Source organism: Spongiactinospora rosea (assembly GCF_003315795.1).
Taxonomy (GTDB): Bacteria; Actinomycetota; Actinomycetes; order Streptosporangiales; family Streptosporangiaceae; genus Spongiactinospora; species Spongiactinospora rosea.
Genome location: NZ_QMEY01000007.1, coordinates 124,297 through 149,338, shown reverse-complemented (window position 1 = coordinate 149,338; position 25,042 = coordinate 124,297). Strand labels below are relative to the sequence as shown.

General features: G+C 69.8%; 25 protein-coding genes. 14 read left to right on the top strand and 11 right to left on the bottom strand.

Annotated features, from left to right (window positions below):
* Positions 1–16: 16 nt before the first annotated feature.
* Positions 17–1,447, top strand: coding sequence for an FAD-dependent monooxygenase (locus tag DP939_RS18780; RefSeq protein ID WP_113982020.1), 1,431 nt, complete (start codon positions 17–19; stop codon positions 1,445–1,447).
* 504 nt (positions 1,448–1,951) lie between these two features.
* On the opposite strand, the gene DP939_RS18775 is transcribed toward DP939_RS18780, so the two are convergent.
* Together DP939_RS18775 and DP939_RS18770 are read right to left on the bottom strand one after the other, a co-directional pair.
* The gene (locus tag DP939_RS18775; protein WP_113982019.1) at positions 1,952–2,623 is read right to left on the bottom strand and encodes a hypothetical protein; all 672 of its coding nucleotides are present in this window, start codon (positions 2,621–2,623) and stop codon (positions 1,952–1,954) included.
* A 473-nt stretch (positions 2,624–3,096) separates the two neighbouring features.
* A complete protein-coding gene (locus tag DP939_RS18770; RefSeq protein ID WP_158578613.1) occupies positions 3,097–4,545 on the bottom strand; it encodes a DUF2079 domain-containing protein in 1,449 nt (482 codons plus the stop codon).
* Positions 4,546–5,925: 1,380 nt separating this feature from the next.
* Here DP939_RS18770 and DP939_RS18765 point away from each other — a divergent pair.
* The 4 genes from DP939_RS18765 (at position 5,926) to DP939_RS18745 (ending at position 9,141) form a co-directional block, all read left to right on the top strand.
* Positions 5,926–6,288, top strand: coding sequence for a hypothetical protein (locus DP939_RS18765; RefSeq protein WP_225878348.1), 363 nt, complete (start codon positions 5,926–5,928; stop codon positions 6,286–6,288).
* A gap of 264 nt (positions 6,289–6,552) precedes the next feature.
* Complete coding sequence (locus tag DP939_RS18755) at positions 6,553–7,536, top strand: AraC-like ligand-binding domain-containing protein (protein WP_158578612.1); 984 nt, start codon at positions 6,553–6,555, stop codon at positions 7,534–7,536.
* A gap of 74 nt (positions 7,537–7,610) precedes the next feature.
* Positions 7,611–8,000, top strand: coding sequence for a VOC family protein (locus DP939_RS18750; RefSeq protein ID WP_158578611.1), 390 nt, complete (start codon positions 7,611–7,613; stop codon positions 7,998–8,000).
* A gap of 421 nt (positions 8,001–8,421) precedes the next feature.
* A complete protein-coding gene (locus tag DP939_RS18745) occupies positions 8,422–9,141 on the top strand; it encodes an alpha/beta fold hydrolase (RefSeq protein WP_225878347.1) in 720 nt (239 codons plus the stop codon).
* 127 nt (positions 9,142–9,268) lie between these two features.
* Here the strand turns inward: DP939_RS18745 and DP939_RS18740 are convergent, their stop codons facing one another.
* Positions 9,269–9,817, bottom strand: coding sequence for a Uma2 family endonuclease (locus DP939_RS18740; protein WP_158578610.1), 549 nt, complete (start codon positions 9,815–9,817; stop codon positions 9,269–9,271).
* Between the two features lie 302 nt (positions 9,818–10,119).
* Here DP939_RS18740 and DP939_RS18735 point away from each other — a divergent pair, with 302 nt between their 5' ends.
* Both DP939_RS18735 and DP939_RS18730 read left to right on the top strand, forming a co-directional pair.
* The gene (locus DP939_RS18735) at positions 10,120–10,575 is read left to right on the top strand and encodes a DUF4396 domain-containing protein (protein WP_113982013.1); all 456 of its coding nucleotides are present in this window, start codon (positions 10,120–10,122) and stop codon (positions 10,573–10,575) included.
* Positions 10,576–10,619: 44 nt separating this feature from the next.
* Positions 10,620–10,823: a heavy-metal-associated domain-containing protein gene (locus DP939_RS18730; protein WP_113982012.1), complete on the top strand. Its 204-nt coding sequence runs from the start codon at positions 10,620–10,622 to the stop codon at positions 10,821–10,823.
* Positions 10,824–10,968: 145 nt separating this feature from the next.
* Here the strand turns inward: DP939_RS18730 and DP939_RS18720 are convergent, their stop codons facing one another.
* The gene (locus DP939_RS18720; RefSeq protein ID WP_199565253.1) at positions 10,969–11,352 is read right to left on the bottom strand and encodes an MmcQ/YjbR family DNA-binding protein; all 384 of its coding nucleotides are present in this window, start codon (positions 11,350–11,352) and stop codon (positions 10,969–10,971) included.
* A 193-nt stretch (positions 11,353–11,545) separates the two neighbouring features.
* Between DP939_RS18720 and DP939_RS18715 the strand changes: the two genes are divergently transcribed.
* Together DP939_RS18715 and DP939_RS18710 are read left to right on the top strand one after the other, a co-directional pair.
* On the top strand, positions 11,546–11,956 hold the full coding sequence (locus DP939_RS18715; protein ID WP_113982010.1) for a RidA family protein: 411 nt from the start codon (positions 11,546–11,548) through the stop codon (positions 11,954–11,956).
* Between the two features lie 105 nt (positions 11,957–12,061).
* Positions 12,062–12,649, top strand: coding sequence for a hypothetical protein (locus DP939_RS18710; RefSeq protein WP_113982009.1), 588 nt, complete (start codon positions 12,062–12,064; stop codon positions 12,647–12,649).
* Here DP939_RS18710 and DP939_RS18705 read toward each other — a convergent pair.
* Positions 12,627–13,169: a Clp protease N-terminal domain-containing protein gene (locus DP939_RS18705; protein ID WP_113982008.1), complete on the bottom strand. Its 543-nt coding sequence runs from the start codon at positions 13,167–13,169 to the stop codon at positions 12,627–12,629. The genes DP939_RS18710 and DP939_RS18705 overlap by 23 nt on opposite strands.
* Positions 13,170–13,172: 3 nt before the next feature.
* Entirely contained in the window at positions 13,173–13,406 is a 234-nt protein-coding gene (locus tag DP939_RS18700; protein ID WP_113982007.1) for an RNA polymerase subunit sigma-70, read from the bottom strand.
* A 184-nt stretch (positions 13,407–13,590) separates the two neighbouring features.
* Between DP939_RS18700 and DP939_RS18695 the strand changes: the two genes are divergently transcribed.
* The gene (locus DP939_RS18695; RefSeq protein ID WP_225878346.1) at positions 13,591–15,201 is read left to right on the top strand and encodes an ABC transporter transmembrane domain-containing protein; all 1,611 of its coding nucleotides are present in this window, start codon (positions 13,591–13,593) and stop codon (positions 15,199–15,201) included.
* A complete protein-coding gene (locus tag DP939_RS18690) occupies positions 15,201–16,988 on the top strand; it encodes an ABC transporter ATP-binding protein (RefSeq protein WP_113982005.1) in 1,788 nt (595 codons plus the stop codon). Before DP939_RS18695 ends, DP939_RS18690 begins: the two co-directional genes overlap by 1 nt.
* On the opposite strand, the gene DP939_RS18685 is transcribed toward DP939_RS18690, so the two are convergent.
* Positions 16,985–19,057: a prolyl oligopeptidase family serine peptidase gene (locus DP939_RS18685; protein ID WP_113982004.1), complete on the bottom strand. Its 2,073-nt coding sequence runs from the start codon at positions 19,055–19,057 to the stop codon at positions 16,985–16,987. The two genes, DP939_RS18690 and DP939_RS18685, sit on opposite strands and share 4 nt — an antisense overlap.
* A gap of 48 nt (positions 19,058–19,105) precedes the next feature.
* Here DP939_RS18685 and mshB point away from each other — a divergent pair, with 48 nt between their 5' ends.
* Genes mshB through DP939_RS18670 form a run of 3 tightly spaced genes read left to right on the top strand, consistent with a single transcriptional unit; the run spans position 19,106 to position 20,954 of the window.
* Positions 19,106–19,999, top strand: a complete 894-nt coding sequence (gene mshB / locus DP939_RS18680) for an N-acetyl-1-D-myo-inositol-2-amino-2-deoxy-alpha-D-glucopyranoside deacetylase (RefSeq protein WP_113982201.1) — start codon at positions 19,106–19,108, stop codon at positions 19,997–19,999.
* Positions 20,000–20,010: 11 nt separating this feature from the next.
* The gene (locus DP939_RS18675) at positions 20,011–20,532 is read left to right on the top strand and encodes a DUF6113 family protein (protein WP_147268039.1); all 522 of its coding nucleotides are present in this window, start codon (positions 20,011–20,013) and stop codon (positions 20,530–20,532) included.
* Positions 20,532–20,954 carry a hypothetical protein gene (locus tag DP939_RS18670; protein WP_113982002.1) on the top strand — a complete coding sequence of 141 codons (423 nt, stop codon included), beginning with the start codon at positions 20,532–20,534 and terminating at the stop codon, positions 20,952–20,954. Before DP939_RS18675 ends, DP939_RS18670 begins: the two co-directional genes overlap by 1 nt.
* Before the next feature lies 1 nt (position 20,955).
* Here DP939_RS18670 and DP939_RS18665 read toward each other — a convergent pair whose 3' ends face one another.
* The 4 genes from DP939_RS18665 to cysS all read right to left on the bottom strand — a co-directional run bounded on the left by DP939_RS18665 (position 20,956) and on the right by cysS (position 25,030).
* Complete coding sequence (locus tag DP939_RS18665) at positions 20,956–21,603, bottom strand: response regulator transcription factor (protein WP_113982001.1); 648 nt, start codon at positions 21,601–21,603, stop codon at positions 20,956–20,958.
* The gene (locus DP939_RS18660; protein WP_113982000.1) at positions 21,591–22,829 is read right to left on the bottom strand and encodes a sensor histidine kinase; all 1,239 of its coding nucleotides are present in this window, start codon (positions 22,827–22,829) and stop codon (positions 21,591–21,593) included. The genes DP939_RS18665 and DP939_RS18660 overlap by 13 nt, the downstream gene beginning before the upstream one ends.
* Positions 22,830–22,896: 67 nt before the next feature.
* Positions 22,897–23,592: a hypothetical protein gene (locus tag DP939_RS18655; protein ID WP_113981999.1), complete on the bottom strand. Its 696-nt coding sequence runs from the start codon at positions 23,590–23,592 to the stop codon at positions 22,897–22,899.
* Positions 23,593–23,635: 43 nt separating this feature from the next.
* Positions 23,636–25,030 carry a cysteine--tRNA ligase gene (cysS, locus tag DP939_RS18650; RefSeq protein WP_113981998.1) on the bottom strand — a complete coding sequence of 465 codons (1,395 nt, stop codon included), beginning with the start codon at positions 25,028–25,030 and terminating at the stop codon, positions 23,636–23,638.
* Positions 25,031–25,042: the final 12 nt, after the last annotated feature.

Sequence of the window (25,042 nt, the reverse complement as noted above, 5' to 3'; positions counted from 1 at the left end):
TTAATATGGAGGCGAGATGTCCGTCGAAGTGATCGTGGTGGGTGCGGGTCCGACCGGGCTGCTGCTGGCGGCGGAGCTGGCGCTGGCCGGCGTACGGGTCCGCGTACTCGAACGACACCCGGAACGCAGACCCGAATCACGCGCGCTCACCATGCACCCGCGCAGCATCGAGGTGATGGACCTGCGCGGGATCGCCGACCGCTTCCTCAGCCTGGGGCGTACCGTGCGCGGGTGGCACTTCGCGGTCCTGGACACCCGGCTCGACTTCACCCGCCTGCCCACCCGGCACGGCTACACGCTCTTCCTGGCCCAGGCCCGTACCGAGGAACTTCTGGAGGCGCGCGCCCGCGAACTGGGCGTGGAGATCGTCCGGGGCTGCGAGGTCACCGCCGTACGCCAGGACGGCGAAGCCGTCGTCGTCGAGACCGCCACGGGCCAGAGCGTGCGGGCGGCCTATGTGGTCGGCTGCGACGGCGGGCGCAGCGTGGTCAGGGAGGCGGCGGGGATCGCCTTCGAGGGGACCGACGAGACCCTTTCCGGCATACTCGGCGATTTCGCCGTCACCGATCCCGACGCCGTGCAGGCGGCCGGTGGTCATGGCCTGCTCGCCGTACCGCTGGATGGCGGGCTGACCCGGTTCGTACTGATGGACCCGGAGCGGATGCGGGTACCGTCCGCCGAACCGGTGACCCTGGAGGAGTTCCGCAAGTCGATGATGGACGTCGCGGGGCGGGACTTCGGGGTGGCCGAGCCGCGCTGGCTGTCCCGGTTCGGCAACGCCACCCGCCTGGCCGCCCGGTACCGCCAGGACCGCATCCTGGTCGCGGGCGACGCGGCGCACATCCACTTCCCGGCCTCAGGCCAGGGCCTCAACACCGGCCTGCAGGACGCGATGAACCTCGGCTGGAAACTCGCCGCCCAGATCACCGGCTGGGGCCCGGCCGGGCTGCTGGACTCCTATGACGCCGAACGCCGCCCGGTCGGCGCGTCCGTCACGGCCAACACCGAGGTCCAGACCCTGCTGCTCGAACTACCGCTGCTGGCCCAGTACCGCCGCCCGGTCCAGGCGCTCCGCGAAATGCTGAACGACCTGCTGGGCATTGAGGCGGTCAACCACCGCCTGGCGGGCATGGTCTCCGGCATCGCCACCGACTACGGTGACGACTCCCCGATCGGCTCCCGCGTCCCCGACCTCGCCGTCACCCTCCCGGGCCGCCCCGAAGTGGACCACCTCTACCAACTCCTCCACGACGGCCGCCCCCTCCTGATCCGCACCGCAGGCGAACCCGCCACCGCCCACCCCCACATCACCCAGGTCACCGCCACCACCCTGGAATCGGAGTCCGAAGCCCTCCTCATCCGCCCCGACGGCCACCTCGCCTGGTCCGGCCCCAACACCGCAGCCGACTCCGCCCTCCGCGCCTGGCTGGAGTCGCCCGCAGCATGAACCCGGCGCGGCGACCTGCGCGTCACCGGCTGCGGCCAGCGAACTCGTTTCAGCGAGCGCCTGCTCCAGCGGCACCGCCCGGCCTCCACCGGCCTTGGCCTGCGCGACCAGATTCCAGTGACGTAGCAGTTGTCGCAGGACGTGGCAGTCGTCACGAGCGGCACCGACGGCGGCACGGTACTGACGCAGGAACTCCGGCCGCTTTCACTCCGGAAGATCCCGCAGGATGACCTGCGGATCACGCGGGCCCCCGTGGCGCTCATCTCACCACGGTATTGCCTGTGCAGCCCTGTCCGGAGTCGAGCCGCATCGTCTGCCGCCCACCGGGGTCACGCTCGCCGACGAGCGGGTATGTGGTTACCCTCCCGAGGGGCGCCGTCCCGGTGGCACCTCTGGGAGGGCTTGACACGGTCGGACGATTCTCCACCCGGCCAGGCCGGCACAGGCCGGACCGGTCAGCGACCGGCGGGCCTCAGTCCGATACGCCCTTGCTCTTGAGACGAGTCACGAGTTCGTCTGCCGTCCTGGATTCCAGCCAGGCAGGGCCGCCGTCTTCGAGCGGTTCCAGTCCTCCCACGAGTGCGGAGGTGACGGTGTCGCCCCGAGCGGCCAGTTTCGGATCTTCGAACACCAACCCTGGGGTGGCAGCGACATGATCTGCGCGCCGGCGGGAAGCGGTTCGCCTGGATCGACGACTTTCGCACTGTACGGCGGGCGGACCCTGGGAAAGACGACGACCTTGGTGCCTGCCGGAATCGACGCCTCGAAGTCTGAGACATTTTTCTCCGGCTTCCACTCTTCGGCAGGCTTGGGGGCGTCCCTGATGACGGCGCCCTGATCGAACTCGATATAGGCCATGTTGCCCGGCATATAAGGCTTGTTGGCGGCGCCCTTCACCGGATCAGTGATCCGCACCCGCATGATGACCCGGTACTCCAATGGGCCACCCGGATAGCTCGCGGTCGCGGGCCCCTGCTGCCAGCCGTCGACAATTCCTCCGGCGACCGTCTGTCGCCCGGCGGCGAGGGCTTCGGGCGAGGACGCGACGGGGTAGTCCGCATTCTTCCTCAGCAAAGAGACGTCCAGCACGCCGCCCGCCAGTTCAGAGCGGTACTTCTGCACATCCGCCCTCGTCCACTCCTTGGCGGGCCGATCGGCCTCGCCCTGCTGGGCCATACCACACCCGCTACAGGAAAGGGCTGAAGCCAGGGCCAGAGTGATGATGCTTGCACGATTCGCGGCGACCATGTGCCGTGGACCATACAGGCTTGCGCTTGAGGATATCAACGCATGCGCCGAGCCAGGACGGTCGCGGTCCAATAGGTGCGAGCGGGTCTGATGGCACGGTGGCACGGTGGCGCAAGCGTTGCCGTACGAACTGCTGTAGCCACGATATCGCTGGATGACGCGAATGACTGAACCCTTTTCAACCTCACGTTCCCTGGTCGGATGCGGTAAGCGGGATGCCGTATCCGTATGACGAGGCGTCCTGCCGGGCTACCGTGCCCGGGCCGAGTCCGGTGGAGGCGCCCCTGCCCTGGTCCAGGCGACCGGTTGAAAAAGGTTCACTGTGTCGTGCTCAGGCTGTCGTCGCTGCGGGTGGTGCGGTGGTCGGGGCCATCCGCGTTGGACGAGGGTCGGGCAACCCTTTAATTGCGGTGCAGAACAATGAAGTCGCCTGTGTCGACTATTTGTCGATAGCCTGATCTGCGCAGCAAATCGACGCGACTGAGCTGTTCTTGCATGGAAGTGAAAGGAAAGGACTTCGCTCCGACATCGGCAACAACCCAAGGGGCCCATCTAGGCGTCCGGTCCCACAGAAGCGTTTGAGTTCGCCCGGATAAGGCTGGGGCGAGGTTGTTGCTGGCTTCTACCAGGACAGAGTCGGGTACTGCGGCCAGCGCATGGTTCGCGGCAACAGCCCGCCCGCTCGTCTCATAGAAGCCCTTGCTGAACATAGTGCCCAAAGAAAAAAATGGTACGCTTATCACATTAGCTGCACAAATTGCTGATGCGATGCCTATGGCGACGCCGCCTTGCGTCACGGGTGTGCCGATGAATGCGTTCCTGCCGGATGCCTGCCCGTATCTTTTGTCGATAACGCCTGCAGTGCGAGCAATACCATCGGCCGCAGCGATAAATAATATGATAACAATGAAAGCGGTATAATGGTATTTGGGCTCCCACCAATTCGGGAAGGAGCTGGCGAGGAGGCGCTCCAGGGCCAGCGGTAGTGCGATAATCGCAATCCGGGAAAACAGTGCGAGAAATAGCGTGACGCCTAATGTCAGCGCAATCAGCGGGACCTTGCTGGATGGCGTCCATAGCTGAGATACGGCATAGAGTGGATGCGTCAGGGCATAAGACAGCGATTCTCGAATGTTGCTACCGAGTGCCCCGTAGGCCCAGTAGTAGTTGCTTCGCCCACCGAATAGCGGGATTAATATTTGGGTGGTCACATAAATGAAAGCACCTCCAAGAAGAATGAGGAAGGCTCCCGTTCTCCTCCATGCTCGGACCCCTATTAAATACGTGCCGAATCCAATGGCCAGTAGTCCCATATCTTCTTTTACCTGCAGGAGGGCAAGCATGACCAAAATGACATGTGAATGCTTGCCTGCCTGAAAGCGCTCCACCAGCAACACGGTCAGCAGCGGCACGAAGGCCACTTCGTGGAAATCAAATGCGATTGCCTCAATGACCGGCCAGGAAATTCCGTAGCTCACACATAGAGTACCGGCCACTGCGCGCCGTATGCTAGGCCCTACGTCAGTTCTCTGGAGCAGAACCGTCGTTATCACCTTATAAAGCACGGGCACTGCCGCGGCAAACAGTACAGCCTGTGCTACCAGCAATGTTTCAGGCCCATCGTGCAGCCAGTAGAGTGGGCCAAGTAGAGCTAGAATGGGTGACCAGTGATCCCCCAGAATCACAAAGTCCGGCCCGAAGTTGTTATGCACGCCCTTCAATATCGAGATCGGCGGGGAAAGTTCCGCATAGGATCGCACGGCCTGATCGAAGATGACCAGGTCGTATGCGCTCGTTTTGAATCTAGAATGAGCAAGCAGTGAGTAGATGCAGTAGATGGCCGCCAGCAAGATTGCTAGGAGCCATTGTATGCTCACCCTGCGGCGCGGGAAACATATTACAGAGCGGCGCAAGCGACATCCGATCAAGAGTGAGTGGATCGCTGGAAGCGGGAGCGTCCAGCGACCCTAACCTACTAGGTAGGTTCCCGCAAACTAGCGCGGTTCGACGTCAACTCAGCGATTGGTGACTTTCCCCGGCCGGCCGAGACAGTCGTAGCTCTTGGTAAGGGCGGCGAACTGCCAAGGGCTCCAGGAATGGTAGCCGCCGTCGCAAGATGACGCCAAGGCGCCACTCAACTCCTGAGACGTCGCCGGTACATTGGCCGTAGGCGATCCTCTCTATGTTGTTGGCCCAGTGAGTGCAGGCCGCAAGAACGCCTATCGGGTCGACACTTGCGGGTGCCTGCACCCCGATTAGAGCTGCCCTAGTATGGCGACTGTGGCGAGCACATTACGAAGATGTCTGACCTTCGCTTGATCTCCCTGTTCTCCATGGCGAGTAGGACGGGATTCGGAAGGTGTCTCAGCCGTTTCCCGCGTTCTTTTAGTTGGGCTGCAGCCCTATCTTGCCCCGATATTTCGGCCCCTGATCAAGATTTTGACGCCAGCAGCTTTCAATGCTAGCGATCACGAGGTTGCTCGGTTTCCGGCAATTCCGTGGCTGAGGATCGGAGAGCCCCAAAGGCGGGGGCTATATTTGTTGGCGTGGGCGAGCCGGCGTGGCGGCTGCCCTGTGTTGCGCGGCGTGCCTCGCTGTGCCAACGGCTTGTAGAGCCGATCGCATCCGGCTACAGGCTGCTTGCGTCGAGTAGCGGAGTCCAGTTCTATCGATATGACCTTTTGTGGGGAGCAGGTCCATTCGGGATGGAGTGACCCTTTTTCAACCTCAAGTTCCCTGGTCAGATGCGGAAAGTGGGGATTCCGTATCCGTATGACGAGGCGTCCTGCCGGGCTACCGTGCCGGGTCGAGTCTGGTGGAGGCGCCCCTGACCTGGTCCAGGCGACCGGTTGAAAAAGATTCAGTGGTCAACGTGGATGCGATACAGGGGCGGGGCATCGTAGTACGGCAGTCTTTCACCGTCGACCGGCTTGCCTTCGACGGCGAGCTGATCGTGGATCAGGTCGGGTTCGTCAACAAGGGCGCCGGTTCGTCCAGTTACCGCGGTAATACCGCGGCAGCGTATGCGGGATTGAAACCTCGCAGGTCGGTGGTGACCGCTCGTCGCCTACGCGACTCGCTTGACCTCGGCCCTGCTGGACCGCATGGTGGTTCGGTGGGGGCGGGCGTTGCTTTTTCTCGATGTGGACGGGCCGCTCATTCCGTTCGGTGCGCCGCCTCCTGGCGGGTATCCGAGTTTTCCGACAGGGCACGCGGTAGCCAATCCCTTGTTGGACAGGATCGACCCGGCACATGGGCCGCGCCTGGCGGCGCTCCCGTACGAACTGGTGTGGGCCACGACGTGGCTGGATGACGCGAACGACTGCGTCGCGCCGCTACTCGGGCTGCCGCCGCTGCCGGTCGTGCGGTGGCCGGAGCCGTCCGGCCTGGAGGGGACGCACTGGAAGACCCCAGCCTTGGTGGAGTGGGCGGCGGGGCGTTCGTTCGCGTGGGTGGATGACGAGATCGGGGACGTTGATCGGGCGTGGGTGGCCGAGCACCATCCGGGGTGTGCGCTGCTGCTTCGCGTCGATCCGGGGCGGGGGCTGATGGACGCGGACTATGTGGCCTTGCGGGATTGGGGCGTCCGGTGACAGCGGATTTGCCCTGGCTTGCGCGCTGCGGGTTCGGGGGGCGTACTGGAAGACACCGGCGTTGGTGGAGTGGGCGGTGGGGCGTTCGTTCGCCTGGGTGGATGACGAGATCGGGGCCGGGGGCCGCGCACTATCCAGGGGGGCGTTGTTGCTTCGTGTCGATGCGGGGCGGGTGCTGGGGGATGCGGACTAGGTGGTCTTGGGGGATTGGGGCGTCCGGTGAGAGGGGTTTTGCCCTAGCATGCGCGCTGCGGGGTGATGTGGGTGACTGTTCTGATTCGGGCGAGCGACATACCGGCCCAGGAGCGGCATGAGGCGTGGCGGGCCGTCGTAGGGGAGACGCTTGGGCCGCTGGAGGTGCGGATCGCGCCCGGGATACCGCTGGCCGGGCAGATCGAGGGGGGACGGCTGGGGTCGCTGTCGGTCGGCCGGGTGCAGACCTCCACTCCGCACAGCGTGCACCGTACGCCCCGGCTGATCCGCAAGGACAGTCCCGAGCTGTACCGGGTCGTGCTGGCGGTGTCCGGGAGCGTGCTGGTGGCCCAGGGCGACAGGGAGGCCCGGCTCGGTCCGGGGGAGTTCGCCTTTTATGACTTCGCCCGGCCGTACGACATCGCGTACGAGTCCGAGGTACGCCTCGCGGTGTTCAGCTTCCCGCACGACGCGCTGACGCTGGGCACCGGCGTGGTGGGGCGGCTCACGGCCGTCACGTTCGCGCCCGAGGACGGCACCGCCGCGCTGGCCGGGCCGTTCTTGCGCAGGGTGGCGGCCGACCTGGACACCTACCGGCCCGAAGGGGCGGCCCGGCTGTCCTCCGTGGTGACCGACCTGATCACGGCGGCCGTCGCCGAACGGGCCGGGCGTGAGGAGGAGCCGCCGGAGGCGGAGGCGCGGCGGCAGACGTCGTTGCTGAGCGTTCATGCGTTCATCGACCAGCACCTCGGCGACCCCGAACTGAGCCCCGAGACCATCGCGGCCCGGCACCACATCTCGCTGCGCTACCTGCACCGGCTGTTCGAGGGCGAGGACACCACGGTGGCCGCGCTGATCCGTCGCCGCCGGCTCGAACGCAGCCGCCGCGACCTCGCCGACCCCGCCATGCGCGACCTGAGCGTGAGCGCCATCGCCGCCCGCTGGGGCCTGCCCGACTCCGCGCACTTCAGCAGGGCTTTCCGCCGGGAGTACGGCGTGCCGCCGACCGACTTCCGGCGCAGTGCACTGAACGTCAAACCGCCCGGCACGCGATGACAAGACCGGGGATTTCCCACGCCGCGATACTCAAAGCACACCAAAGAGATCAAAGCGGAAGGAACCCCGACATCATGTCGCACACCATGTTCGTCAACCTGCCCGTCCAGGACGTCGAGCGCTCCAAGGAGTTCTTCACCAAGCTCGGTTTCCAACTCTTCGGCATGGGCGACGAGATGGCCTCGGTGGTCATCAACGACCGCACCCAGGTCATGCTCCTCGCCGAGCCGGTGTTCGCCGGGTACGCCCGTAATCCCGTGGCCAAGCCCGGGGACACCACCCAGGTCATCATGGTCATCGCCGCCGACGACCGCGAGGGCGTGGACGCCCTCTTCGAGAAGGCCGTGGCGGCAGGCGCCCAGCCGGTCGGCGAGCCCCGCGAGTCCTTCGGCCGCTACCAGCGCGCCTTCACCGACCTCGACGGCCACCACTGGGAGGCCCTGTGCCTGGTCCAGCCCGCCTGACCCCTTCGGCGACTCCGCCGCTCCGGGCGGCGGCACCCACTTTGGGAGGGGCCTTTGGAGGGGCGGCGGCCGGTTCCGGGGGAGAGGATCGGATTGTTTTCGGCTGGCCCTGATGCTGGGGCAGGACGCCTGGTCATGCGGATACGGCGCCTTGCTTACCGCCTCTGACCAGGGAACTTGAGATTGAAAAGGCTCAGTGGGATGCCGTCTCCGGTGCAGTCGGCGTGGAGCGGAGCGGAGTCGGGGCGAGTACCAGGACCTGTGTAAGCATGATTACGCCCTGTCGAGCCCTTCAGTAGATTCGTTCGCTTCGGGAGGTGTTGTGTCCGGTGTAGTCGGTGTGGAGCCTTTCGGTGGGGTCGTTGTCTCGGCGGATGGTACGCGGATCGCTTTTGATCGGTACGGCTCGGAAGGGCCCGCCGTGATCCTCGTGCATGGCGCGATGACCGATCGTGCCCATCCCACTCTGCGGGATGTGGCCGCCGCGCTCGCTCCCTGGTTCACGGTGGTGAACTACGACCGGCGCGGCCGGGGGGACAGCGGTGACACGCGGCCCTATGCCGTGGAGCGGGAGGTCGAGGATCTGGCCGCGCTCGTCGCCGAGGTGGGCGGGGCGGCGATGGTCTTCGGCGGGTCGTCGGGGGCGGCGTTGGCGCTGGAGGCGGCGCTGCGGCTGCCGGGGATCACCCGGGTCGCGGCCTGGGAGCCGCCGTACCGCGTGGTCGCGGACGCGCCCGCGCTGCCTGACGGCTTCGCCGCCCACCTGGAGGCGCTGGTGGATGGCGGGCGGCCCGGTGACGCGGTGGAGGACTTCATGGTCCGGGGAGCGGGCATGCCGGCCGAGATGGTGGCCGGTATGCGCGGCCAGCCGTTCTGGGAGGAGGCCGAGGTCATCGCCCGCACGCTGGCGTACGAGGCGGCGGTCGTGGGACCGGGCGGCGTGCCGTCCGAACGGCTCGCGACGGTCGGATGTCCCACCCTCGTGCTCACCGGCCAGAACAGCCCCGCCTGGATGGTCGCGGCGGGCAAGGCGGTGGCCGCCATGATCCCCGGCGCGTCCTACCGGACGCTCGACGGGCAGGCGCACAACGTCAGCCCGGTGGCGCTGGCCCCCGAACTGCTGGAGTTCTTCAGCGGGTAGGCCGGTGGAGCGGGCTCGCCGGGCCGGGCCGTATCGGCCGAAGGGGTCGAGTCGGTGGGGGCACGGGCAGGTCGAGCAGGCCAGGACCCGACTTCTCATCGAGCCTGAATTGAGCGGGCTGAAGTGATCAGCCCTTGATGAACGCCGAGGTGTCGAGCACATAGTCCACGGGCTCGGGGATGGGGAGCTCCTCGCCCATCTTGACCTTGGTGATGGTGTGGTAGCCGTCGTCGCCGGGGTCGCTCCACAGGCTCACGGTCGGGGGCTCGGCGATGGGGTCGATCACCAGCATGAACGGCACGCCGCCCTTGGCATAGATGACGGGTTTGTCCTCCCGGTCTTCGCGCACGCTGGATCGGGAGACGACCTCGGCGACGAGCACCAGGCCGTTGGAAAGGATTTCGTCATCGCCCCAGCGGGGCGCGTCTTCTGGTCCCATCGCGAAGTCGGGGATCAGCGGATCGCGGGTCCAGGCGATGCAGACATCGAGCTCGGGCCAGACGTCCCAGTCTCGCTTGTCGGCGATCGGCCCAAGATGCCTGACGAGCTGGCCGATGATCCAGGACTGCTGGGGGTTGCCTCGCGGGCTCACGATCACTCTTCCATTGACCACCTCGATGTGCAGGCCGGGCATCGGGGGCAGCCAGTCGACGAACTCCCGAGGCGTCACCGGCATTCGGGGGAACTTCGACTGCTGCGCTTCCGCTTGCGGAGGAGTGTGGTCGGTCTCAGGCTCCGCCTGCGGGGGGGCGGAGTCGGCTTCAACTTCGGTCGGATCGGCAGCTTCAGCTTCGGTGTCCCGGTGAACTCGCCTGGAGGTCATGACCATGGCGTACCCCAATCAACTCGCGTGACCGCCGTCACCTAAAGTATCGCATCGATCGCGCTGTGTTGCGAACGGTTTTTCGAAGGCCGAATGGGGGGTAGTGTCCGCTTTCATACCCCGTATGGGTATTTGACCTTCGAGGAGTGATCTGAATGGCGGGCGAGCATCGGCATGGGGCCACCTGGGGGATGGCGGCGTCGGCGACGTTGCACTGCCTGACCGGGTGCGCCATCGGAGAAGTGCTCGGGATGGTGATCGGGACCGCGTTGAAGTGGTCGGATCTGGCGACGATCGTGCTGGCCGTGGCGCTGGCGTTCTTCTTCGGGTACCTGCTCACGGTGGTCGGGCTGCGGCGGGCCGGGGTGGGCCTCGGCAAGGCGGTCCGGCTGGCGCTGGCGGCCGACACGGTGTCAATCGTCGTGATGGAGATCGTGGACAACGCGGTCATGCTGGCCGTGCCAGGAGCGATGGACGCCGGGCTGCTGACCTGGCTGTTCTGGGGGTCGCTGGCGTTCGCGCTGGCGGTGGCGTTCGTCGTGACGACCCCGGTGAACAAGTGGATCATCGGCAGGGGCAGGGGGCACGCCGTCGTACATGGTCATCACTAGTCCCAAACGGTGGTAAATACACTAGGGGGGTATAGTGTGTCGACATGAACACGGCCACATATACCGTCACGGGAATGACCTGCGGTCACTGCGTCAGTTCGGTCAAGGAAGAGGTCGGCGAGGTGCCGGGAGTCGCCGAGGTGGAGGTCGATCTCGACACCGGGCTGCTGACCGTCCGGAGCGAGTCGCCGGTGGACGGCGCCGCGATCACGGCGGCGGTCAAGGAGGCCGGCTACCAGGTCGTCTGACCCTGCCGAAGGCGCGGCCGCGCGCGAGTTGTGCGCGAGGGGCCGCGCCGAGCGTGTACTCGACGCCGCCGCGGCCGTGCCCGGCTCGATGTCCTGCCGCGGCGGCGTACGGCACGGCGAAGTAAGGCGGGACTATGCAGCCGGGTCAGGCCGATGCCGGGGGCTGGGCGGCGAGGGAGCGGGCGACGAGGCGGCTTTCGTGGGCGTCGAGGAGGCGCTTGGGGGCCGTCAGGCACCACGCCTCGGTGACCAGCTCGGTCAGCTCGTCCAGTTCGATCCGGTCGAGATGCACCACGACCCACCCGAACTGGCTCGTGGTGAACTGCACCTCGAACACGTCGGGCCGCTCCGCCACCAGCGCCCGCTGCTCGGTGATGGTGGCCTTGAGGCCGACGGTCTCGGTCCTCTCCCACAGGTAGCCGAAGCCGCTCCCGGCCACCTTGATGGAGGTCCACTCGCCGCCATCGGACATGGTGACCTCGGGGAAGTGCTTCAGCACCTCCAGGAACTCATCGATGCTCACGCCCATGCGCCCTATCTAAGCAGCCGCTTCCGACATTTCCGGGCACGAGGTCGAGTCCGGGCATCGAGTTTCGGTCTGGATGAAGAGGGATGAGTCGGGCGCGACACGCTGCGACGACCCGCAAAAACGGATGGCAGTGGCCGGAACCCGCTTGCCAGAATGGCCGCACCAAGCCCGAACGAAAGGACTTGAACGAGCCATGCCCAGCGCGATCAGCTTGATCCGCTCCGACTCTCTGTCCGACGTCGTCGAATACGCCTACGCGGCCACCGCGCCCGCCGGGTCCCGACTCATCTTCCTCGCCGGATCGTGCCCGCTCAACCAGGACGGCTCGACGGCGGCGATCGGAGACTACGCAGGTCAGGCGGCTAAGGCCATCGAGAACCTGCGGGGCGCCCTCGACGCCGCCGGCGCAACGCCGCAGGACGTCATCAGCACGAGGGTTCTCGTGGCCTCCACCCGGCAGGAGGACCTGATAGCCGCCTGGGAGGTGGTCCGGGACTCCTTCGGCGACCATGACGTCCCCAGCACCCTGATGGGCGTCACCGTGCTCGGTTACGACGATCAGCTCGTCGAAATCGAGGCCGTCGCCGCCGTGCTCGATTCCTGAGACCTCGGTTCTTTCGGGGTTCTTACGGGAGGGGGAAGGGGCTCCTCCGCGGGGGTGGGGGGTGTCCATGATGGCGAGCAAGAAGCCTCATGGAGGAGGAGCCGCATGTTCTACAGGGTCGCCGCAGGGGCGGGGCTGGCGTGTGCCGCGTTACTGGTGTTCAACACTTTCCGGCGGGCGGGTGTCGTGCCGGAGAACGCCGTGACGCACGCCGTCGCCCCGTTCGCGCCGCTCACCGGTTTGCTCGTGGTCACCGGGATGTATCTGCTGATCCGCCGTACGGCGGGCCGGATCGGTGCGGTCGGATACGTGCTCAACATGGCCGGGCTGGCCGGGGCGTTCGCCGTCGAGTACGTGTTGCACTTCGTGTTCCCGCTGCTCGGCGGCGGGATCGTGCGGGGGCTGCTCGGCGGGGGCACCGGGCGGGCGTTCCTGGTCACCTCGGTGGTGCTCATCGTCGGGGTGCTGGCGTTCGGTGCGGTGGCGCTGCGGGCGGGGGTGTTCCCGGTCCCGGCGGTACTGCTCTACATGGGCGGGATGGTGCCCGGGGCGCTGCGGAACGTCGTACCCGAGCCGGTGTACCTCGGTGGCCTGCTCGTCGCCGCGGCCGGGGTCGCCTGGCTGGCCACCCGGCTGTGGGGGGTGGAGGAGGACCGGGCGGCCCCGGCCGTCACATCGACAGCAGGGGCGTGAGGCGTTCGCGGAGGGTCTGGCCCGAGATCCCGGCGTCGGTGATCACCCGCGCGGCCAGCCCTTCGCCCTCGCGGAGGATGCCGAGCACGATGTGACCGTCGGCGATGTAGTTGTGCTTGAGCCGGATGGCCTCGCGCAGCGAGAGTTCGAGCACCTTCTTGGCGCGGGGGGTGAACGGGATGTGCCCGCTCGGGGACCTGCGCCGCGGCCCGGGGTTGTCCAGCGCGCCCACCCCGAAGGTGGCCTCGACCTTTTCACGGACCGCGCCGAGGTCGATGCCGATGGTCTCCAGGGCGTCGGCGTCCAGGTCGTCGGAGCCGAGGTTGCGCTTGACCGCCGCGACCGCGCGTTCGTGGTCGAGCCCGAGCTCGGCCATGACCCGCGCGGGCGCGCGGTCGCGCGCGGCGAGCAGCGCCAGCAACAGGTGCTCGGTGCCGATGTAGGTGTGATGAAGGTCTCTGGCCTGCTGCTGCGCCCCCGTGACGCTCTCCCGGGCGGCGTTGGTGAAACGTTCGAACATGGCTCAGTCCTTCCTCCTCAGCAGCCCCCGGCCGCCCGCGTACTTCTTGTGCACCGCCTGCCTGGTCACCCCGAGCTGGACGGCGATGTCCTGCCAGGACCAGCCCAGTGCCCTGGCGTTTTCCACCTGGAGCGTTTCGAGTCGTTCCACCAGCACGCGCAAAGCCCGCACGGCCCGCAGGCCCACCGCGGGGTCGCGGCTGCTGGCGTCGGTCGCCAGTTGCGTCGTGTCGCTCATGGCGTCAATTAAAGTTGACGCACCCGCGACATGTCAACCACGGTTGACGACACGGCCGGAAAATCGATTGCTCGGCGCTCCCGCCCTTTGTCAGGCTTGCGGGGCTATGCGCTCCTTACCGGCCGCTGATCCCGGCACCCCTGACGCCCGCGGGCCCACACGTTATCTGCTGTGGACGGCCCGCATGCAGGCGATTCCCCTCCTCTCGGGAATCGCCTTCGCCGTGTTGTGGTGGCTCGGCCAGGCACTGGTGCCCATGGTCGTGGGCCGCGGCATCGACGCACTCACCCAGCGCGACCTCGACGGCCTGGTCACCTGGTCGGCCGCGCTGCTCGGGCTCGGCGCCCTGCAGGCGTGGGCGGGCATCATGCGCCACCGCAGGGCCGTGGTCGTCTGGCTGACGGCCGCGTACCGCACCGTGCAGGTGACCGTGCGCCAGGCCACCCGGCTCGGCGCGACGCTGCCCAAACGGCTGTCCACCGGCGAGGTGGTCAGTGTCGGCAACTCCGACATCGGGCACATCGGCAACGCCATGGACATCCTGGTCCGCGGCATCGGCGCGCTGGTGGCCATCGCCGCCGTCACCGTGATCCTCATCACCACCTCGCCCACGCTCGGCCTGGTGGTGCTGATCGGCGTGCCGCTGATGGCGGTCGCGGTCGGGCCGCTGCTGCGGCCGTTGCACCGCCGCCAGCACGCGCACCGCGAGTTGCAGGGCGACCTCGCCACCCGGGCCGCCGACATCGTGGGCGGCCTGCGGGTGCTGCGCGGCGTCGGCGGCGAGGAGGTCTTCGCGGGCCGCTACCGCGAGGAGTCCCAGAAGGTACGCCGGGCGGGCGTCCGCGTCGCCTCCGTCGAATCCCTCCTGGAGGGCGCGCAGATCCTGCTGCCGGGCCTGCTGATCGCCGGGGTCACCTGGCTCGGCGCGACCTTCGCCGTCCGCGGCGAGATCTCCCCGGGCTCGCTGGTCTCCTTCTACGGGTACGCGGTCTTCCTGATCTCGCCGCTGCGCACGCTCACCGAGATGGCCGACAAGCTGACCAAGGGACACGTGGCCGCCCGCCGGGTCATCCACATCCTCAACCTCGCGCCCGAGGTCCAAGGGGGCTTGCGTACCGCCGTACCGGCCGGGGCGCTGACCGACCCCGACTCCGGGGTGACCGTGCGCCAGGGTGTGTTCACCGCCCTGGCGGCCGGAACGCCGGAGGAGGCGATCGAGATCGCCGACCGGCTCGGCCGCTACCGGGAGAGCGCCGCGACCTTGGGCGACGTCCCGCTGCGGGACATCGCGATCGAGGAGGTGCGCCGCCGCGTCCTGCTCGCCGACAACGGCGCCCGGCTGTTCGCCGGGCGGCTGCGCGACGAGCTGGACCCCGCCGGGCACGACGACGAGACGGTACACCGGGCGCTGCACGACGCCTGCGCCACCGACATCGTGGAGGCCCTGCCCGACGGCCTGGACGCCCACGTCGCCGAGGCGGGACGCGAGTTCTCCGGCGGCCAGCAGCAGCGGCTGCGGCTGGCCAGGGCGCTGCTCGCCGACCCCGAGGTGCTGATCCTGATCGAGCCGACCAGCGCGGTGGACGCGCACAGCGAGGCGCGCATCGCCGCCCGGCTCGCCGCCGCCCGCGCCGGCCGCACCACGCTGGTGGCGACCACCAGCCCGCTCGTCCTGGACCGCGCCGACCACGTGATCTACGTACGCGACGGCGTGGCCCGCGCCGAGGGCCCCCACCGCGACCTGCTCTCCCGCGACGCCGACTACCGCGCCACCGTTACCAGAGGGGAGGACTGATGGCACAGCAGATCCTGCCGGTCGCAGACCGCCGGCAGGTCCGCGCCTACGCCCGGCGGCTGACCCTGAAATATCCGCGGGAGCTGTCGCTGGCCCTGGGCCTGCACGCGCTCGCCGCGATCTGCGGCCTGGCCGCGCCGCGGCTGCTGGGCGAGCTGGTCGAGGGCGTCCAGCGCGGCACGGGCGTCGATGTGACGCTCACCGCGCTGGCCATCGCCGGTTTCATGGCCGTGCAGGCGGTGCTGATCCGGTTCGCCATCTACGCCTCCAGCACGCTCGGCGAGAAGGTGCTGGCCGAGCTGCGCGAGGAGTTCGTCGAACAGGTGCTGGCGCTGCCGCTGTCCACCGTGGAGCGGGCCGGGTCGGGCGACCTGATCACCCGCACCTCGCGCGACGTGGACGCGCTGTCGATCAGCGTGCGGCACGCCGTGCCCGAGACGCTGATCGCGATCGTCAGCGCGGTGTTCGCGGTGGGCGCGCTGGTCCTGGTGGGGCCGCTGCTCGCGCTGCCGTGCCTGATCTCCGTGCCGCTGCTGTGGGTCGCCACCCGCTGGTACCTCAAGCGCGCCCGCGACGGCTACCTGCGCGAGAACGCCGCCTACGCCGACATGACCGAGGGCCTGGCCGAGACCGTCGAGGGCGCCCGCACCGCCGAGGCGCTGAGCCTCCAGGGGCGGCGGCACCGCCGCACCGACGCCGACATCGCGCGGTCCTGGGCGGCCGAGCGCTACACGCTCGGCCTGCGCACGGTGTGGTTCCCCTCGGTGGAGATGGGCTACGTGCTGCCCGTGGTGGCCACGCTGCTCATCGGCGGCATCTTCTACCTGCAGGGCTGGGTGGTGCTGGCCCAGGTCACCACCGCCACCCTGTACGTCCAGCAGCTCGTCGACCCGCTCGACCGCCTGCTGACCTGGATGGACGAGCTACAGCTCGGCGGCGCGTCGATGGCCAGGCTGCTCGGCGTGGCCAACGTCGGAGACGACCGCACGGCGGGCGAGTCCCGCCCGAGCGGCGAGGAGCTGGTCGCCGACGACGTCCGGTACGCCTACCGCGAGGGCCACGACGTGCTGCACGGGGTGGATATCGCGGTGGCCGCGGGCGAACGACTGGCGATGGTCGGCCCGTCCGGCGCGGGCAAGTCCACGCTCGGGCGGCTGCTGGCGGGCATCCACGGCCCGCGTACCGGCTCGGTCACCGTGGGCCGGGTGCCGCTGGTGGAGTTGCCGCTCGACGAGCTGCGCGGACATGTCGCCCTGGTCACCCAGGAGCACCACGTCTTCCGCGGCACGCTGCGCGACAACCTGCTGATCGCCCGCCCCGAGGCCACCGACGAGCAGGTGCGCGACGCCCTGGCCGCGGTCGACGCCGCGGGCTGGGTGGACGCCCTCCCCGACGGCCTGGCCACGACGGTCGGCTCCGGCGGCACCACCGTGTCGCCCGCCCAGGCCCAGCAGCTCGCGCTGGCCCGGCTGGTGCTGGCCGACCCGCACACGCTGGTGCTGGACGAGGCGACCTCGCTGATCGACCCCAGGGCCGCGCGCAACCTGGAGCGGTCGCTGGCCGCGGTCCTGGACGGCCGTACGGTGATCGCCATCGCGCACCGCCTGTACACCGCGCACGACGCCGACCGGGTGGCCGTCGTGGAGGACGGCCGCATCTCGGAGCTGGGCTCGCACGAGGAGCTGGTCGCCGAGGGCGGCTCCTACGCCGCCCTGTGGGACTCCTGGCACGGCAAGGACCCCGGCCGGCCCGGCCTGACCGGACCGGCCGAGGTCGCCCGCGGCTAGTCCAGCGCCTTCTTCAGGAAGTCCACCTGGAGCAGCAGCAGGTTCTCCGCCACGACCTCCTGCGGGGTCATGTGGGTGACCCCGGAGAGCGGCAGCACGGTGTGCGGGCGGCCCGCGGCCAGCAGCGCGGAGGACAGCCGCAGCGTGTGCGCGGCCACCACGTTGTCGTCGGCCAGGCCGTGGATGAGCAGCAGCGGCCGGTCCAGCTTGCCCGCGTCGGCGATCAGGCCGGACCGCTCGTACGGCCCGGCGTCCGCGCCGGGGTCGCCCAGGTAGCGCTCGGTGTAGGCGGTGTCGTACAGCAGCCAGTCGGTCACCGGCGCCCCGGCCACGGCGGCGTGGAAGACGTCCGGCCTGCGCAGCACGGCCAGCGCGGCCAGATATCCGCCGAACGACCAGCCGCGGATGCCGACCCTGGTCAGGTCCAGGTCGTCGGGGTAGGCGGCGGCGGCCCCCTGAAGGGCCGACACCTGGTCCTCAAGGACGGGGGTCGCCAGGTCGTGCAGCACCTCGCGCTCGAAGGCGGGACCGCGTCCCGGGGTGCCCCGGCCGTCCGCGATCACCACGGCGAAGCCCTGGTCGGCCAGCCACTGCGAGGCGCTGTAGGCGCTCGCGGCGGCGGTCACCCGCTGGAAGTGCGGCCCGCCGTACGGGTCCATCAGGATGGGCAGCCGGGCCGAGCCGGGGGTGTGCCAGGACGGCAGCAGCACGGCGGTGGACAGCTCCCGCTCGCCGGTGCGGATCAGGCTGACCCGCAGCTCGACGCCGGGGCGCTCGGCGCGCGAGGCGATCCGGGCGGCGGTCACGCCGTCGCGCAGCACGGTGTACTCCGGGCCCGCCGGGGAGGCGAGGGTCTGGGCGGACAGCACGACCGTGCCGCCCGCGGCCTGCGCGGCGTACACGCCGGGCTCGTCGGGACTGACCAGCCGCAGCGAACCGTCCTGGTGGGCCCACACCGCGATCTCGGCCGGGTCGCCGCCGCTGGCCCGGAACACCACGGTGTCGCCGTCCACCGCGACCACGTCGCGGACCTGCAACGTCGGCGGCGTGACCGGCCGGTCGCCGATCAGCAGCCGCCGCCCGCCCTCGGAGTCGGCGGTCCACACCAGCGTGCCGTCCGCCAGCCGGGCGGGTACACCGCCCACGATGTCCACCCACGCGGCGTCGGTGTCCTCCCTGACCAGGGTGGACGCGCCCGTCGCCGGATCGGCCGCGAGCAGCCGGATGGACTTCTGGTCGCGCGACACCGTGACGACCGACAGGCCGTGCCGGTCCCATGCGGCCGTCGCCAGGTACTCCTGCTCGAACGGCACCGCCACCCGCGACCCGTCCAGCCCGAGCACGTACAGCTCCACCAGGGCGTTGGGCGTGCCCGCGGCCGGGTAGCGCTGCTCGGCGGCGGGGCTGCCCGGGTTGGCCGGGTCGGCGATGTACCAGGTGCCGACCGGGGCCTCGTCCACCCGGGCGGCCAGCAGCGCCCGGCCGTCGGGGGCCCACCAGTGGCCGCGCATCCGGTCCAGCTCCTCGGCGGCGATGAACTCCGCCTGGCCGTAGGTGACGGTCGCCGACTCCGGCTCGGCCAGCGCCCGGTCCGTGCCCGAGCCCAGCTCCTGGACGCGCAGCGCGCCGCCCGACACGTACGCCACCCGCAGCCCGTCCGGCGAGGGCCGCGGGTCGAACGCCGCGCCCGGCGTGGCCAGCTCGCGTACCTCGCCCGAGGCCAGGTCGGCGGTGTACAGGACGCCGGAGAGCGTGAAAGCGGCGACGGTCACCGCCGTGTCCGTGGCGTACCCGACCACGCCGCCCGCGCCCTCGCGGGCCCGCTCCCGCCTGGCCCGCTCCTCCGGCGGCAGCTCCCCTTCCTCGCCGCCGATGCGCGCCGGATCGACCACCAGCCGTTCGGTGCCGGACTCGACGTCCAGCTCCCATAGGCAGGTGACCGGGTCGGTGCCATCGCGTGAACGCAGGAACACCACGCGGCCCCCGTCGGGGGAGATCGTGAAACCACGCGGGACACCGAGCGTGAAACGCCGGGTCCGGGCGTACATGCGGGGAAAACTCTCACTCATGGACCCTCATCCTGCCAGCCGTACCCGCCCCGGATAATGTTTCGGGACATGGAGGATCGGCGGCTGCTGCTGGTACACGCCCACCCCGACGACGAGACGATCGGCACCGGCGCCACGATGGCGAAGTACGCCGCGGAGGGAGCCCGGGTCACGCTGGTCACCTGCACGCTCGGCGAGGAGGGGGAGATCATCCCCGACGACCTCCGCCACCTGCCCCCGGACGCCCTCGGCCGGCACCGGATCGGCGAGCTGGAGGACGCCTGCGCCGCGCTCGGCGTGACCGACCACCGCTTCCTCGGCGGGCCGGGCCGCTATCGCGACTCGGGCATGATGGGCGCCGCCGCCAACCACCGTTCCGACGCGTTCTGGCAGGCCCCTCTGGAGGAGGCGGCGGCCAAGCTGGCGAAGGTGATCCGGGAGGTACGCCCGCAGGTGCTGATCACCTACGACGCGAACGGCTTCTACGGCCACCCCGACCACATCCAGGCGCACCGGGTGGCCTGGCGGGCCACCGGACTGGCCGCCGACGCGCCGGTCTCCGACGCCTGGCAGGTCGCCAAGATCTACCACACCGCGATGCCGCGCTCGGTGATGCGGCGTGGCGCGGCGGCCATCGGCGAGGCGGACACCGGGTTCCTGCGGCAGGAAGTGGACGACCTCGCGTACGGCGCGGAGGACCGCGACATCACCACCGAGATCGACGCCCGTGAGCACCTGCCCGCCAAGTTGGCCGCGATGCGGGCGCACACCACGCAGATCAGTGTGTCCGGCACGTGGTTCGCGCTGTCCAACGGGATCGGCCAGCAGGTCCTCGGGGTGGAGCACTTCGTGCTCGCCTCGGGGGTGCCCGGCGCGCCGGCCGGTGGCGGCGCGCCCCTTGAGGCGGGCGGGATCGGTGAGCCGTACGTGCGGGAGAGCAACCTGTTCGCCGGGATCCACTAACCTTGCGGGTTATGGGGGAGAGTTCGGAAACACCGGCCGACGGGGCATCGCCCCAGGTAGACGGGCCGGTCACGGATCACGACGGCGCCGCGGCGCCGGGCCCGCCGTGGGAGGCGCCCGGGTGGGTCGGGGTGGTGGTGTTCGCGCTGCTCGGGGCGGTGCTGGCCGTCGTCGGCGGCTTCTCCCACAACGCCTCCCTGCTGACCGAGCTGCCGCTGCTTGCCGCCGCCTGGCTGCTGCTGCTGGCCGGGCTGGTGCACGCCGCCGGGCGGCTGACCGGCCGCCAGTCCACCTCATATGTGCTGGTCGTGGTGTGGGCGGGGGTGTCCCTGCCGTTCGCCAACCCCCGCGCGGAAGGCGACCTGATCATCGCCTCCAACATCGGCGGATACCTCTACTTCTACGGTGGTTTCGTGGCGATGCTGATCGCCGCCCTGCTCGTCCCGTCCCGGGGGCCGTCCTGGCTGCTGTCGTCGAAGCCGACCGGCGGCGGGGTCCAGGCGTCCCACGGCGTGGGCCGCCCGCCCGGGTGATGACCGGCGGTCAACGGGTGCGCCAGGTGGTCAACTGGCTCAACCTGTCCACCCTCTTCGGGCTCCTGGTGGCCCGGCTCGGCCGGGCCCGGCTGACCCGCGGGCCGCACGGCCTGATCTTCGCCTGCGGCTACCGCATCCCGTTCCCGATCGCGAACGCGTTCACCGTGGGCAACGTGATCCTGACGAAGTACCCGGAGGAGTTCCTGCAGGGGCGGCTGCTCGACCACGAGGCCCGGCACGCCACGCAGTACGCCTGCTGCCTCGGCGTGGTGATGATCCCGCTGTACGTCGCCGCCCTGGTGGTGTCGGTCGCGGTGTGCGGCCACCGGGCGTCGTGGAACGTCTTCGAGCGCCTGGCCGGGCTGGACGACGCCGGTTACCCGCGCACGCCCGTCCGGTGGCGGCGCACGGCGGGCTGAGTCAGGCGCGGCTGTTCAGGTACGCGAGGACGGCCAGCACCCTGCGGTGGCCGCCGTCGGCGACCGGGAGGCCGAGTTTGGTGAAGATGTTGCCGATGTGCTTGTGGACGGCGTTGTCGGTGACGTAGAGCCGCTTGCCGATCTCGCCGTTGTCCAGGCCCTGGGCCATCAGGCTGAGCACTTCGCGCTCGCGGTCGGTCAGCGAGTCGATCGCGCTCGCCCCGCCCTTGGCCATCAACTGGGCGATGACCTCGGGGTCCATCGCGGTGCCGCCCTCGGCGACCCGGCGCAGGCCGTCCACGAACTCGCTGACCCGGCTGACCCGGTCCTTCAGCAGGTAGCCGACGCCGCCGCTGCCGTCGGCCAGGAGTTCGCGGGCGTAGACCTTCTCGACGTACTGGGACAGCACCAGGACCGGCAGCCCCGGGTAGGTCTGCCGCAGGTCGAGCGCCGCCTTGATGCCCTCGTCGCGGAACGACGGCGGGAGCCGCACGTCGGCGATCACCGCGTCCGGGCGGTGCTCGGCCACCGCGTCCATCAGCCCGGGGGCGTCGGTGACGGTGGCCGCGACCTCGATGCCCTTGGAGCCGAGCAGGAGTTCGAGACCGGCCGAGAGCAGGACGTTGTCTTCGGCGATCACGACGCGCACGGCAGCTCCACGGTGATGACGGTCGGGCCGCCCGGCGGGCTTGCGACGGTCGTCGTGCCGTCGAGCGCGGCGGCCCTGCGGCGGATGCCGATGATGCCGGTGCCGCGGGTCTCATCGACGCCGCCCCTGCCGTCGTCGGTCACCTCGATCACCAGCCTGTCGTCGTCCATGCCCATGCGCACGATCACCCGCGAGGCTCCACTGTACTTGGCGGCGTTCGTGGTGGTCTCGGCGACGATGTGGTACGCGGCGGCCTCGATCGCGGCGGGCAGCCTGGCCAGGCCGTCGATCCGCAGGTCGGTGGGGATGGCCGACTGCGCGGCCAGCGCCGCGAGCGCGCCCTCCAGACCCCGGTCGGCGAGGATCGGCGGGTACATTGTGCGGATCACGTTGCGCAGCTCGGTCATCGCCTCCTCGGTGCCCGCATGGGCCTCCTCGATGAGCCGCACGACCGCCTCCGAGGCGTCGCCCAGGGCCTCCTTGGCCACGCCGAGCCGCATCGCGATGGCCACCAGCCTGGCCTGGGTGCCGTCGTGCAGGTCGCGCTCGATCCGGCGCAACTCGGCGCCGTGCGCGTCCAGCACCTCGGCCCGGCTCTCGGTCAGCTCGCCGACCCGCGCGGCCAGCTCCTCCTCGGTGGAGGGCCGCAGCGCCTTCAGGGTGCCCTTGGCGTGCCAGGTGGCCAGCCAGGGCAGCGCCCACCAGGTCAGCGCGCAGCCCAGGATGAGCTGCCCGGTACCGGTGACCAGCGATGCCGTCCAACTGGTCACGTAGATGCCGAGCATCGTGGCGGGGTCGTCGGCGGGGGCGACCCACCAGAGCAGCATGGCGGGCACGGTGAGCACGACCGCCCCGGCGCCGAACAGCCCGAGCATCCCGAGCGGCAGGCCGATCAGGGCCTCGCGCGGGATCCAGCGCAGGTCGCGGTGGATCTCCTTGTCCCTGGCCACATGCCGCCACTGCTCGCGTACGCCCTCCGGCAGCTTGATCCTGCGCGGGGCGTGCGGGAGGCCGAGCAGCGCGGCGGCGCGCCCGCGGTTCCAGTCGGACCACTGCCGCAGCCCGACCGCCATCCGCGGGAACGCGACCAGCCCGACCCCGCCGACGGCGACCGAGAGGACGCCGATGACCAGGATCGGGAGCGCGAGCAGCGTCGCGAGCGCGGAGAACAGCTCGATCAGCAGATAGCTGCACGCGCGCAACACTCGTTCGTATCGTTCGCGCATGTCATCAAGTGTGGGGGTCAGGAGAGCCCACACACACTACAGCAGGCTGCACCCTCGGGGTGGCGGCTCAGGTAAGGAGCGTCCGGAGCCTGGCGCGGGCCTCGGTGAGCGCGTCGCGGGCCGCGGTGTCGTCCGGCGACCCGGCGACCAGGTCTTCGTGCAGCTCGATGGTCCGCCGCCACAGCCCGATCTCGAACATCCGTGCGTCCGGGGAGTCGTCCGGTGGGGCCTGCTCGATCAGCGCCCTGGCCTGCGCGATCAGCTCGGCGCGCTCGGCGGTGGTCATCGGCGGCAGGTTGCCGCTGACGGGTGCGGGCTCGTCGCTGCCGGTCCATTGGTCCAGGTCGGCGAGGCCCTGGGCGAGCCGGTCGGGCGTGATGTAGGCGCGTTCGGCGTACTCCGGGTTCAGCCAGGCGCCCAGGATGTGCATGCGCCAGTCCCGTTCGGCCTTCGCGTAGTCCTGGCCGGTGTCGTCGATCTTGGCGGCGATGCGGTCCCAGTCCAGGCCCTTGGCCCGTTCGTAGGTGACCGCGTACTCCAGCAGTTGCCGCGCCTGCGCCAGCAGGTCGGCGGCGGCCCGGATGTGGTCGCCGTCACTCGCGTAGTGGTCCTCGGTCGTGGGGACCAGGCGGCGGGCGGCGTCGGCGATGTCGCGGGCGATGTGGGAGAGCGTGATGCGCGCGAGAGCGGCCTGCGAATAGGCGGCCGACCGGAAGTGACTCGGTCGTTCGCCGCGCGCGGGGGGATGACCGGTGTCCGTCACGCGATACAGCAGACCCCGCCGCGCGGGCGGGTGTCAAATCGGGCTAACTCAGGCCGGGGGTGGCGATCTGGCCCTCCGGGGTGTCGGCGACCTTGACGCCCAGCTCGGCCAGCTCGGTGCGGAGGCGGTCGGCGGCGGGCCAGTCGCCCGCGTCCCTGGCCTGGGCGCGCTGCTTCAGCAGCTCGGCCGCGCCGCCGGGCAGCGGGGGCGTGGCCGGGACCTTGCCGATGTCGGCGGACAGGTCGAGGGCCAGGATGTGGTCCAGGTGCAGGAACGCCTCGAACTTCGCCCCCGGCGGCTCGCCCTCGTCGCGTTCGAGGTCGCGCATGATCCGCAGGGCCGCGGGGAGGTCGAGGTCGTCGTCGATCGCCTCCTGGGCGCGGGCCACGGCCTCCGCGCTCATCGGCCGGCTGGGCGACTCGGCCCACTGGGCGACGCGGGTCCGCCAGCGGCGCAGGGTGCGGTCGGCGGCGCGCAGGGTCTCCCAGGTGAGGTTCAGCTGCTGCCGGTAGCGGTGTTCGAGCAGCGCCAGGCGTACGGCCAGCGGGTCGAGACCGGCGGCCGTCACGTCGGACAGCAGCACCACGTTGCCCGCCGACTTGGCCATCTTGCGCCCCTCGAACAGCAGGTGCTCGCCGTGCGCCCAGTGCGCCACCACCTCGTGCCCGGCGGCGGCGTCGGACTGGGCGCGTTCGTCCTCGTGGTGGGGGAAGCGCAGGTCGATGCCGCCGGTGTGCAGATCGACCCGGTCGCCGAGGTGGCGCAGCGACATCGCCGAGCACTCCACGTGCCAGCCGGGAAAGCCGCGCCCCCACGGGGAGTCCCAGGTCAGCTCGCGGTCGGCGGGCTTCCACAGCGCCCAGTCGGCGTGGTGGCGCTTGCGGGGATCGACGCCGTCGATCCGGTGGCCGGGCCGGAGCCGGTCCAGCCGGTTGCCGGAGATCTCGCCATATGTCGGGAAGGACTCGGCGGCGAAGAACACCGAGCCGCCGGCCGTGACGTACGCGTGCCCCTTCTCGATCAGCTTGGCGATCAGCTCGATCATCAGGTCGATGGACTCGGTGGCCCGGGGCGCGTGCTCGGGCGGGCGGATGTTCAGTGCCGCGCTGTCGGCCAGGAACGCTTCTTCGTAGAACCGGGCGACCTCGTGGGCCGGGCGGCCCTCGGCCCGGGCCCGCGCCAGGACCTTGTCCTCGCCCGCCGGGTCGATCGCGGCGTCGTCGGCCAGGTGGCCCACGTCGGTGATGTTGCGGCAGACCACGACCCGCGCGCGCTGCCGCTCGGCGACCCGGCGGATCAGGTCGGACAGCAGATAGGACCGCAGGTTGCCGACGTGGGCATGCCGGTAGACCGTCGGGCCGCAGGTGTACATCCGCAGCGACCGGCCGTTCACGACCGGCTCGGCCCGCCTGCTCCGCGTGTCGTACAACCGCAGCATGCCACCGAGCCT

Excerpts from the sequence above, each read along its gene's own strand:
- DP939_RS18780 (WP_113982020.1), top strand. The coding sequence starts at position 17 with ATGTCCGTCGAAGTGATCGTGGTGGGTGCGGGTCCGACCGGGCTGCTG.
- DP939_RS18775 (WP_113982019.1), bottom strand. The coding sequence starts at position 2,623 with ATGGCCCAGCAGGGCGAGGCCGATCGGCCCGCCAAGGAGTGGACGAGG.
- DP939_RS18750 (WP_158578611.1), top strand. The coding sequence starts at position 7,611 with ATGTCGCACACCATGTTCGTCAACCTGCCCGTCCAGGACGTCGAGCGC.
- DP939_RS18740 (WP_158578610.1), bottom strand. The coding sequence starts at position 9,817 with ATGCCGGTGACGCCTCGGGAGTTCGTCGACTGGCTGCCCCCGATGCCC.
- DP939_RS18735 (WP_113982013.1), top strand. The coding sequence starts at position 10,120 with ATGGCGGGCGAGCATCGGCATGGGGCCACCTGGGGGATGGCGGCGTCG.
- DP939_RS18730 (WP_113982012.1), top strand. The coding sequence starts at position 10,620 with ATGAACACGGCCACATATACCGTCACGGGAATGACCTGCGGTCACTGC.
- DP939_RS18720 (WP_199565253.1), bottom strand. The coding sequence starts at position 11,352 with ATGGGCGTGAGCATCGATGAGTTCCTGGAGGTGCTGAAGCACTTCCCC.
- DP939_RS18715 (WP_113982010.1), top strand. The coding sequence starts at position 11,546 with ATGCCCAGCGCGATCAGCTTGATCCGCTCCGACTCTCTGTCCGACGTC.
- DP939_RS18710 (WP_113982009.1), top strand. The coding sequence starts at position 12,062 with ATGTTCTACAGGGTCGCCGCAGGGGCGGGGCTGGCGTGTGCCGCGTTA.
- DP939_RS18705 (WP_113982008.1), bottom strand. The coding sequence starts at position 13,169 with ATGTTCGAACGTTTCACCAACGCCGCCCGGGAGAGCGTCACGGGGGCG.
- DP939_RS18700 (WP_113982007.1), bottom strand. The coding sequence starts at position 13,406 with ATGAGCGACACGACGCAACTGGCGACCGACGCCAGCAGCCGCGACCCC.
- DP939_RS18695 (WP_225878346.1), top strand. The coding sequence starts at position 13,591 with ATGCAGGCGATTCCCCTCCTCTCGGGAATCGCCTTCGCCGTGTTGTGG.
- DP939_RS18690 (WP_113982005.1), top strand. The coding sequence starts at position 15,201 with ATGGCACAGCAGATCCTGCCGGTCGCAGACCGCCGGCAGGTCCGCGCC.
- DP939_RS18685 (WP_113982004.1), bottom strand. The coding sequence starts at position 19,057 with ATGAGTGAGAGTTTTCCCCGCATGTACGCCCGGACCCGGCGTTTCACG.
- mshB (WP_113982201.1), top strand. The coding sequence starts at position 19,106 with ATGGAGGATCGGCGGCTGCTGCTGGTACACGCCCACCCCGACGACGAG.
- DP939_RS18675 (WP_147268039.1), top strand. The coding sequence starts at position 20,011 with ATGGGGGAGAGTTCGGAAACACCGGCCGACGGGGCATCGCCCCAGGTA.
- DP939_RS18670 (WP_113982002.1), top strand. The coding sequence starts at position 20,532 with ATGACCGGCGGTCAACGGGTGCGCCAGGTGGTCAACTGGCTCAACCTG.
- DP939_RS18660 (WP_113982000.1), bottom strand. The coding sequence starts at position 22,829 with ATGCGCGAACGATACGAACGAGTGTTGCGCGCGTGCAGCTATCTGCTG.
- cysS (WP_113981998.1), bottom strand. The coding sequence starts at position 25,030 with ATGCTGCGGTTGTACGACACGCGGAGCAGGCGGGCCGAGCCGGTCGTG.